The sequence below is a fragment of the Alloscardovia theropitheci genome (assembly GCF_004332295.1).
Classification (GTDB): domain Bacteria; phylum Actinomycetota; class Actinomycetes; order Actinomycetales; family Bifidobacteriaceae; genus Alloscardovia; species Alloscardovia theropitheci.
In genome coordinates, this window is record NZ_RXLP01000009.1 from 1 (window position 1) to 1001 (window position 1001).

Genomic DNA, 1001 nt, shown 5'->3' on the forward strand with positions numbered 1-1001 from the left:
AACGATCCCATACTTGACTTTCACTGACACCAGCCTGATAAATAGCCGACTCGATCTCCTCGTCCGACAAAGCATACAACTGCGTATGCATCATAGCTAGAGCGGAACGAATCTCACGCTCCACACACGCACGCATATGCTCATACTCACGCTCAATAGCCCTCTGCATGTCACAAGTATCAGAGACTAAAGCACTCATCATATACTCAGCTTGAATATAATCCAGCATAAACTGCTTCACAGGCGTCATACCCGACGCACACCGTACACGCCGATACGAGTCAATCACCCGCTTCATCTCACCCACATCAGGCTTACCCTCAATGAGGCTACCATCTTTATTCCACTGATAGCCACCCCACATATGCTGCTTAGTCACATCATGAACATCCTTGGAACACACGTTATGAACCAGACCCACACTACCCAAGAAATCACTAAACCCCAACGCTATGCTATCTTTACTATCCACATAATCATGAGCTCTACTATTAAGCCTGGCAACCGTTTCACGCTGCTGCTTATTCAACGTGGAATAAATATTTGGCCCTTCATACATAAAAGCACCACGAATACGAGACGGTTCCCTCACATTCGCAATCGCATACTGCGCATTCATCGACCCCAACGAATGCCCATACACCTCAAACGACGCCGACTTATGCTCACTCATAACCCGATTCAAACACTGACTCGCCTGCCGCAACTGAGGAGTCACACCTTTAGACCCCGACAAAATCTTATCAGCCATCGGCACATCATTATCCAACCAATCCTTCTGCCATCCCGCCTTACCCGGAGCCTCAGAACCACGAAACAACACCGAATAATGCTTATCATCCGTCTTAACCACATACATCCTCAAACCCGTAGACTCATCATCCACCACCTCATCCAAAGTACCCAAAACCTTATTTCTATGCGGTCCATACTTAACTACATGATTGCGTTTAGCATCGTAGACTGTATAGTCGTCATATTCGACATTTGCTATATTCATT

1 protein-coding gene is annotated in these 1001 nt (G+C 46.5%); it reads right to left on the reverse strand.

All coding sequences use genetic code 11. The features are described from left to right. The coding region (locus tag EJ419_RS02390) for an Mbeg1-like protein (protein ID WP_131283333.1) at positions 1-1001 on the reverse strand (1001 nt) is incomplete at both ends.